Origin of the sequence: Aquimarina sp. AU119, from assembly GCF_900312735.1 — a bacterium.
GTDB classification, from domain to species: domain Bacteria; phylum Bacteroidota; class Bacteroidia; order Flavobacteriales; family Flavobacteriaceae; genus Aquimarina; species Aquimarina algiphila.
Genome location: NZ_OMPF01000034.1, coordinates 1 through 10,003, shown reverse-complemented (window position 1 = coordinate 10,003; position 10,003 = coordinate 1). Strand labels below are relative to the sequence as shown.

Sequence of the window (10,003 nt, the reverse complement as noted above, 5' to 3'; positions counted from 1 at the left end):
ACTCAAAGGCATCTGCATCGAGCGCCGGTGGATCATCGGATAGCATTATAATATGGTTAATCCTCCTTACATAAAAGGCCTTTTCCCCAATACTTTTCACACTCTCCGGTATGATAACCGTTAGCAGGGCGCGTTCCGTAGATACAAAAGCACCATCGCCTATAGCCGTCACAGGGTAGGAGTTCCCGCCAATATCCACCTCTGAGGGAATGATTAAATGAAAGGGTACACCAACATCGGCAATCAACGTTGCTGCGCCCGGAGAGTCGACAAGTCCGTATTTAACTTTATCAACGGTAGTGACCCCGGAGGTGATGCTCACAAAACCGAAGTCCTCCTTCCAGCCTGCATCTTCATAAGCTTGTATAGCGATAAAGGGCACCACAAGGTCCATTTTTCGGAAGTGCGGTCCGCTTGGAGTATCAAAGGCCGTTTCATCAATTTCTGGTGGGGGATTGCGCTCGGACCTCACAATGGGAATGTTTTTGAGTCCAAAAAAGGCCTGGGGCCCAATATATTCAACATTGGCCGGTATGGTCAGCTCTTTTAGAAAGTTTCCGGAAAAGCCCCACCTCCTGATATGGGTGACACTGTTCGGTATGTCCACCTCGGTCAAGTTGTTGGTGTTAAAGGCCCCCAGTCCGATAATAGTCACTGTGTTGGGTATTTTGACATGGGTCAGTCCCTTTTCGAAAAAAGGTCGAATAAGACCACCGTGAAAAGTATCGGTATTCTCACCAATAGCGGTCACTGTATAGGTTTTACCATTATCATCGACCGTTTCGGGAATTTCCACCTCCGTGGCCGTACCTTCATAGACCACGATCATTACTTCAGGGGGAGCGATAGCGGTAATTTTGTATCTGATGTCATCAACGGTAAATTGCTTCCCTACATTTTGGCCATATGTGGTAAGGCTCACCAATACCATAACGACGGCGGACATTGTTAATTTTAATTGTTTTTTCATTTCATAAAGTTTTATTTATGACTTTTAAATATTAAATGCAGTAAAGAACTACCATACAAGAGAAATACCCAATAATTTGTGCTGAACCTCCTTAAAAGAGGGATGTTTTAGGATGTTTTTTGGGACAACAGGAATTTAGTAACCCCTTTTGATGGTTTGTTCGTCCCGATTTTAGTAGATATAGACACTTTTTATCTTCCAATTCCATACTAAAACCCCACCTTTGTTTCTAACAAAGTACTACCTAACGAAAAAGTATGCGCAATGGAGTGATGGTGGGGAGCCGGATCAAACATTGGTCTTATTAGAGTAGCGTTTTTTCATTTAGACTTAAGTTTTTACCAGCGGCGGGGATCGGCAATAACGATCCCCGTCCTTTTTGTGTATGACATTGGATAGGATTACGGTAATAAAAACCCGTTGGCCTACATGTTACATCAAAAAGGGTCCGCCAAATAATTACCTAGTATAATGACTAATTATTCTATTTGACCGTCTTATATAGACAAAACACAACAAAAGTTCTTATCAAATATGTTACCAATTCGGTTACCAAGTATAATTAATAAAATGTAACTTTTTGATTTTTAAAAATATAGTGTGGTTAGATAACATCCTGCCACCCCGACCAAAAAATCCAATCACGAAAGTGGTTGGATTTTTTATTTGATGCAGCTTTAAAACAAAGTTTTAGAGAGCACAATCAAATCAAAAAGACAAACTGACAATAGCCGAGATTGGATTTTGTTGAACAACACCTTCAAAACAGGATCATCAAAGATAATCCTGCCACCCCACGAAGCTAGAAATAGGTTGGATACATCGTCAAAAAAGATAGCTCAAGGTACAAAAATACCTCGCTAGCGTACCAAAAAGGCAGGATGAAGTGCCAATCTACCCGGCGCACCTACTACTATAAGTGGGTGAACTGACAACTCTACAGAGATCTTTAACAATTGAAGTACCCCTATCCACTTAAGTAAGTACCCTACCTGACAAATCTACAGGAATCTTTAACAATTGAAGTACCCCTGGGTACTTATACAAGTGGGAGGGGGTACTTATATAAGTGGGGTGTATTTATAGCATTTGACAGGACTGAGGAGTGAAGCAATAGTCAGCTCCTGCGGTATCCACAAGAAGATTTCCTTCCTTGAGTTTCCATAATACCATTCAACTTCTTTTTTGTCCCTGATTTAATAGGTTTCTACACTTTTTTTAGCACAATTTAAAAGCAAAGGTTACATTCTCTTTCTAGAATAGTTTAATAATGATCTTTGATTAGCGAACGAATGGATATGTATTATTGACTACTGTACCAACAAAGTTCCGATACGATGAAAAAAAGATTACTACTTCAATACAGTTCCGTCCCAAATTATAAGAAAAGCACCCCACTGTTCTTTTTAACACACAATGCTCTTGCCATTGTCGGGCGCGATAGTTTATGGCAGACAACCGATAGGCCCAAACATCAGGGAACCGTACAAAAATATAAGAAAAAATACATTTTTACCTTACTGTTAGTATTTATCCTTAGTACTACAGCTATGGCACAGGACGCTTTTATCACTACTTGGCAGGTAGGAGAAAATGGTATAGGAGACGGAGACCTGTCCATCACCATTTCCACCACAGGAAGTGGCTACAACTACACCGTGGATTGGGGTGAGGATAGCGATAATGATGGGATTAACGAGACAAGCCTGAACGTCACCGGAAACGCTGATCATACCTATAGCAGTGCAGGCACCTACACCGTATCCATCACGGGAGATTTCCCCAGGCTCTATTTCAACGATAGTGGTGACAAAGACAAGATACAGACCGTGGAGCAGTGGGGCGATATCCAGTGGAAAAGCATGAATCGCGCCTTCTACGGATGTACCAACCTACAGGTCATGGCCATGGATGCCCCCGAATTGACCCAGGTAACAGATATGAGTGGCATGTTCTTGGGTGCCCGTAAGCTCAATGGAAACGAAGCTTTCAACACCTGGGACGTGAGCAATGTTGAAAATATGCAAAGCATGTTCTGGCATGCTTTTGAATTCAATCAAGACATAGGCAATTGGAACGTGGGCAAGGTCACAAATATGAGAGGTATGTTTGCATATGCCAGCTACTTTAATCAGGACATAGGTAACTGGGATGTGGGAAACGTAACGTATATGGGAGGTATGTTCTGGGGTGCCAGTTCCTTCAATGGGAACATCGGAGATTGGAGAAATAAGACAAGTAATGTAACGGAAATGAGTCGCATGTTTGCATATGCCATCTCCTTTAATCAGGACATAGGTAACTGGGATGTGGGAAACGTAACATATATGGCTGATATGTTCTGGAATGCCAGCTCCTTTAATCAGGACATAGGTAACTGGGATGTGGGAAACGTAACATATATGGCTAATATGTTTGAATATGCCAGCTCCTTTAATCAGGACATAGGTAACTGGGATGTGGGAAACGTAACATATATGGCTAATATGTTTGGATATGCCAGCTCCTTTAATCAGGACATAGGTAACTGGGATGTGGGAAACGTAACATATATGGCTAATATGTTTAGAAATGCCAGCTCCTTCAATCAGAACATTGGCAATTGGAACGTGGGCAAGGTCACAAATATGAGTGGTATGTTCTGGGATGCCAGTTCCTTCAATGGGAACATCGGAGATTGGAGAAATAAGACAAGCAATGTAACGGATATGAGTCGCATGTTTGGAAATGCCAGCTCCTTTAATCAGAACATAAGCGACTGGAATGTGGGCAATGTTGAAAATATGTTTCAAATGTTCTTTCGTGCCTCTTCCTTCAATCAGGACATAGGCGACTGGAACGTGGGCAAGGTCACAAATATGAGTGGTATGTTCTGGGTTGCTAGTTCCTTCAATCAGGACATAGGCGACTGGAACGTAGGCAAGGTCACAAATATGATTCAAATGTTCGGTGGTGCGAATTCCTTCAATCAGAACATTGGCAATTGGAACGTGGGCAGGGTCACAAATATGAGAATGATGTTCTGGGGTGCCAGTTCCTTCAATGGGAACATCGGAGATTGGAGAAATAAGACAAGCAATGTAACGGATATGAGTCGCATGTTTGTAAGTGCCAGCTCCTTTAATCAGGACATAAACGACTGGAACGTGGGCAATGTTGAAAGTATGGAGGAAATGTTCTGGGGTGCTAGTTCCTTCAATCAGGACATAGGTAGCTGGGATGTGGGCAAGGTCACAAATATGGAATACATGTTCGATGGTGCGGCTTCCTTCAATCAGGACATAGGCGACTGGAACGTGGGCAAGGTCACAAATATGGGACTTATGTTCTGGAATGCCAGCTCCTTTAATCAGGACATAGGTAACTGGGATGTGGGAAACGTAACAGATATGAGTGAAATGTTTGGAAATGCCAGCTCCTTTAATCAGGACATAGGTAACTGGGATGTGGGAAACGTAACAGATATGAGTGAAATGTTTGGAAATGCCAGCTCCTTTAATCAGGACATAGGTAACTGGGATGTGGGAAACGTAACAGATATGGGTGGTATGTTTACTGGAGTAAAACTTTCAGTTGCTAATTATGACGCACTACTTATAGGTTGGAACTCAAAAGTTTTACAAAATAATGTTCGATTTAGTGGAGGCTTAAGTCAATATTGTTTAGGAGAAACAGCCAGATCAAATATGATTATTAGTGATAATTGGAGGATTACCGATGCAGGAAGAACGATTGCACCAATACTAGAAGATATAGCTGATCAAACTGTTTCTGATAGTTATACCTTACCAATAATCATCGGGGTAAATCTCACAGGTAATGAAAAATATTATACAGGTAGTAATGGTACAGGAACATCGTATAACTCTGGACACACGATTAGCTTTAGTGACTTTTCCTCTTATCCAATTACCTTGTATATCTACGATGGTAATTCAGACTGTAGTTCAGAACAAGATTTTCAATTAACTATAACATCATTACCATCATGTACTACGCTATCAGTACCATTATCGGGAGATATTGATGTTCCTATAGCAACAGGCCTGGAATGGAACGAGGTCCCGAATGCAACAGGCTATAAACTAACGGTTGGTACAAGTTCAATGACTGGCGATATCTTATATGCTTTAGATGTAGGGAATGTTTTGAGTTACGATCTACAGGAAGACCTACCGGAAAACACATCCATTTATGTTGATATAACACCTTACAATTCAGACGGAAACGCTATGGGTTGTACAGAAGAAAATTTTACTACAGAAACAAATGTTTCTAATACAGATTTACCACCAAAATTCTTTACTCCAAACAATGACAATATAAATGATTATTGGATAGTTCCAAACTCATCAAATCAAATATTAAGGGTTTTTATTTTTGACCGATACGAGAAGTTGTTAAAAGAAATAAGAGATATTTCGGCAGGTTGGGATGGTACATTTAATGGCCGCCCTATGATAGCTAATGAGTATTGGTACTTAATAACTTATAGAGATGGTAAGATATTAAGAGGACATTTTAGTTTAATACGCTAAACTTCTAAACTAAATCAATTGGATACAAATTGAGTGTGTAGTTTCTTTTCATTTTATGTACTTATCTTTTTAAGATTTTAATTCTCCCATGGATCATACCTACCAATTATAAGAAAAGCATCTGATTGGAACAATCAGGTGACTCGGAATTTTGACCGGTGGGAAAAATGTAGAGCACGAGGGTAACACGCTGGTGCAACGTTACGTTTTCCATTTTACCCTGCAAAGCCCCTATTTATAAGAGTTTTGGGATTTTGTGAGTTTTGAAAAGGCAAAACAAATTGTTACAAAACTTTTGGAAAGCCCATAAAACACTGAAAAATATTGTCACAATAAACTATAAAACATAACCCAAATAGATTATTTTAAAACAGTTCGAATAAAAAAGAAAACCTTATTAAGGTTCAAGAGTTTTTCAAGAAAAGTTTCAAGTAGCTATTCCAAAACTTTGGATATGGTGATCCACTTTTTCGAGTGGCAAGGAAACGGAATAAATGAGTATTGGATAAGACAGAGCTTTATGCCGTCCCTTTTCCGAGGGAAATTTTACGGGTTTACCTTGATGCAAAAATTGATTAAGTCTTAATCGCTTCTATAAAGAGATAGTTCTACAAATTAGACCAGGGATTTATTAATAGTGTACTATCTAGAGCAAACATCCAACGTAAAGCGCTCAATTGGCGGGTATGCCCGCGTTAGGGATTGTAGTGCTATCTGTTAATATGAAATTTATATGGCTCCGGCTCTTGCCAATACACCTAAACCCAGCCCCTCAAATCTTACTTCTATTACAATCGGCACCGAGCTTACTATATAGCGCTCCCAAATATCGGCAGCATACCTACAAGCCTTTCTAAAATCTGGATCTTTTGCACCATCACCACGAAAGCTAATCTGGATCTCTGAAGTGGGCTGTGTGGTTGATGTTGCCTTCTTTTGGGTAATAAGCCCATTCTGCCCAGATGTTCCCGCACGCGAAGGCATGTCCTCATGTCCAGCAGGGCATGCTATTTTTGTGCCAGGGGGAGCTGCTCAAAACCCTATACTTTTGCCCAATAGAAGAGATACGCATCGAAAAAATAAAGCGAAAAATATAAGTAGTATTTTTTTTCTAATTAACATTATTAATCACAACATTACACTGATCAATCGGTTACTTGTAAAAACGTTACTCTCAATAGTGGTCACAAGGGTAAAACGGCGGCAACACCCTGTGCGGTTGATTCATTTTTTTTTGGTATTTTTTATGAACTTTTAAATATTAAATGCAGTAAAGAAGCACCATACAAGGGAAATTATCCAATAATTTGTGCTGAACCTCCTTAAAAAAGGTATGTTTTATGATGTTTTTTGGGACAACAGGAATTTAATAATCCCTATTGATGGTTTATTCGTCCCGATTTTAGTAGATATAGACACTTTTTATCTTCCAATTCCATACTAAAACCCCACCTTTGTTTCTAACAAAGTATTACCTAACGAAAAAGTATGCCCAATGAAGTGATGGCGTGGAGCCAAATCAAACATTGGTCTTATAAGGGCTAAGCGTTTTCATGATTTATTGAGTTAATAGCAACGACGGGGGGTTATAACGACGGTTCTCGTCTTTTTTTTTGCGGAACAAGGTCTAAATCAATAATGCCCAAACTGCACAACTTAAGGTATTTGAAAACCTGATGTATATCTTTATATGAGGGCATTGGTTTAACAGGGATTATTTGATGTTGATATCATATCACTCATCAAATAAATTTACGGTATTAAAAGAGGAATTTCTTGAAACTCTGAAGTCTACAAAAAGGGTAAATCCTCACTACAACTCCAATGCATTATGCTTAAGCAATTGTTTTACTATTTCTTCTTCTAAATTTAATACTTATTTACTTATTCAAGTCTAAAGAAAATTATTCATTACAAACATGGAGGAAGATAAGCTAATGAACTTCTTCGACTCCGATAATTACCGAAATGCACTAAATAACATCCGCCAAGAGCTTACACCATTTAATAACTGATACTTTTACTATATTTAGTCAGGTACTTATTAAAGGTCGGTAGTATTAATATTAAAAATAGAATAACCACAAATAATGTAGGCATTTGTACTATTTTTTTAAATCTTAAGTCATTTATCAATTTTCCTCTATCAGGAAAACCAGAAACTATATTGATGATATTTTTTGTATTTGCCTTCTCTATGTTTACCTCAATTTTTTCTTCTTTTAATTTTTCTATTTGTTTGAATAACTCAAATTCTAAGATTTGCTCTATTTTATTATCTGTCAAATTAATATTAGTTGCTCCTACCGATTGTTGTGCTTCTAAAACTCTTATTTCTTTATAAAACGATTGTAATTTATTGATTTCCTTTAGCTGTTCGCTAGTCATAGTATCTCTAACTGCCAAATTATCATTATTAACCTTTTTTTGAAGCTTGAAATATTCATTGGTTTCTACAGAGGCTACTATTACCTTTTGGCATTGCTTTGCTATTTCAGATGCTGTCGCCTCTATTTGAATTTCATAAAATTCTGCATCAATTTCATTAAAGTTCTTTAAGTAATCTTCATAATTTATGCTCTTTCGTGTAACAGAATCCCTATCTTTAATAAACTCATCAAACTTTATAATTTTTCGTTCTTCATTTATTAATGCCATTATTTTAATATCTGTTATACTTTTTGCTACTGACTGTGGAATATGTAATACTCCTGCCAACTTTTCATTTTCTCCTTGCTTTACCAATTCACTGTAAAATTCAATATCGCTATATAGTTGCCGTGCACTATTAAAATTAGGTTGTACAATCATAGAAGATCTATATATACGTGATCTACCATAATCCATATAACCCCCAAGTCCAATACCTAATATAACCGCCAAACAAAACTTAAAAAAATGGGCTCTAAGGAAGAGAATACATAAAATAAAAAGGTGATATATGGCTTTCAAACTATCATAAACCCAGTTACAAAATGTATTAATTGCGTTTCCTATAAGTTTGAACAGTTGTCCTAAATCTATTTCTTCTGATGTGTCTTCTTTTCTATACATATAGTACTTTATAATTTAATTTAACTGTAATACTTTATTTTTAATAAGGTTTCAACGAGTGGCAATCATCAATTAACATATAGCGTTGTTGTTTAGCTTATAATATGCGCTTGTTTGGACCATTATCACCATTTTTCACACAGGTCTCGATAACCACAATAAAATTATTTCCAGATACATCCACGTTTAATTCTCATAAATCATCTTTGGCTTCCTCATCATCAATATCAAGGCTAGCTGACGGTTCTCAGAATCATTAAACACGCACATGCTCCAAATTTTTACCATTACCCCTATTGATAATAACTCCATGGCAATGATAGAACCATCCCCTCTCATATACTTGTACATAGTCTTAATTTTGTCTGTTCCTAGTGTCCCCTATGGTCAGCACGCTACTGTTAGACGACAGATCCACACTAACCCCTGAAAGACCGTGTGCCACCTCGGGATGGGAACCTGGGAGTGATCTTGCATCCCAAAATGTCCGCCGCCGGAAATCCATTGCCCATTTTAAACTTGGCATGACCGGTGGAATTTGATGAATTGATCCCTAAAAAAACTGCGAATGACAAATCCATTTCATGAGCTTTTGATGTATTAATCAGAAGCAAAGAATGATCACACAAGAGAAGCATCCAATAATTAGTGCTAAAACTCATTAAAAGTGGGATAGCATACAATGTTTTTGGGATAATAGAACAGGTAAGTACTATATGCCTTTGTAAGGAAAAAAGAACGGTTAGTGTCGGGAACTACAATAAACACACCATGTGCAAAAAAATATGCCTTTCACGTCTCTATCACTTTTAATGATCTATTCGTCCCGGGTTTAACCGATATAAACACTTTTTGTCATCCAATCCCGTACTAAAATCCCATCTTTGTTTACAACAAAAGATTATACAATAACAAGTATGCCCAATAGAGTGATAGCGTAGAGCCAAATCAAATATTGGTCTTATGAGGGTAAGTATTTTTGAGTTTGTTTTAGGTTATTAACAACGGCGGGGATGTACAACAACGGTTCCCGTCGTTTTTGTGTAACAAGGCCCAATACTAAAGATGCCTATAACACACAGTTCAAAGTGTTTGAAAATATGAGGATATGTCTTTATATTAGGAGTATTGGTTTGACACTAATCATATCATCCTGTTCAACAATTACTCGATGTATTACTTCTCTTTTCTTTAAAACTTTTCAACAAGCTATCTTATCACATTTTAATTCTAGAGTCCCTCTCTAACAAAACGACTTTAACCTATATTATCAAATTAGGAATAACAATAGATGTTTAACATATAAATACTTGTAAAAACTGTTTTGCAAAGTCACTTAAAACACTTTCTTAGTCCCCATTTTAACATGCTTAAACACATTTTTTTACAAGAATGGATAATTAAGATGAATATTATCATAGAAATTAAAACTGAAACCGAA

Annotated in this window: 6 protein-coding genes; 2 read left to right on the top strand and 4 right to left on the bottom strand. The window is 37.6% G+C overall.

Annotated features, from left to right (window positions below; genetic code table 11):
* On the bottom strand, positions 1-970 hold a 970-nt coding region (locus DK442_RS25135; protein ID WP_160114354.1), incomplete at its 3' end, for a leucine-rich repeat domain-containing protein.
* Between the two features lie 1,337 nt (positions 971-2,307).
* Between DK442_RS25135 and DK442_RS28895 the strand changes: the two genes are divergently transcribed.
* Complete coding sequence (locus DK442_RS28895; protein ID WP_160114353.1) at positions 2,308-5,508, top strand: BspA family leucine-rich repeat surface protein; 3,201 nt, start codon at positions 2,308-2,310, stop codon at positions 5,506-5,508.
* 346 nt (positions 5,509-5,854) lie between these two features.
* The gene (locus tag DK442_RS28890; RefSeq protein WP_370444684.1) at positions 5,855-6,094 is read left to right on the top strand and encodes a BfmA/BtgA family mobilization protein; all 240 of its coding nucleotides are present in this window, start codon (positions 5,855-5,857) and stop codon (positions 6,092-6,094) included.
* 143 nt (positions 6,095-6,237) lie between these two features.
* Here the strand turns inward: DK442_RS28890 and DK442_RS25115 are convergent, their stop codons facing one another.
* The 3 genes from DK442_RS25115 to DK442_RS28395 form a co-directional block, all read right to left on the bottom strand.
* A complete protein-coding gene (locus DK442_RS25115; RefSeq protein WP_109438677.1) occupies positions 6,238-6,492 on the bottom strand; it encodes a hypothetical protein in 255 nt (84 codons plus the stop codon).
* 1,020 nt (positions 6,493-7,512) lie between these two features.
* Positions 7,513-8,562, bottom strand: coding sequence for a hypothetical protein (locus tag DK442_RS25110; RefSeq protein ID WP_109438676.1), 1,050 nt, complete (start codon positions 8,560-8,562; stop codon positions 7,513-7,515).
* 186 nt (positions 8,563-8,748) lie between these two features.
* Positions 8,749-8,913 carry a hypothetical protein gene (locus tag DK442_RS28395; protein ID WP_160114352.1) on the bottom strand — a complete coding sequence of 55 codons (165 nt, stop codon included), beginning with the start codon at positions 8,911-8,913 and terminating at the stop codon, positions 8,749-8,751.
* Positions 8,914-10,003 lie beyond the last annotated feature (1,090 nt).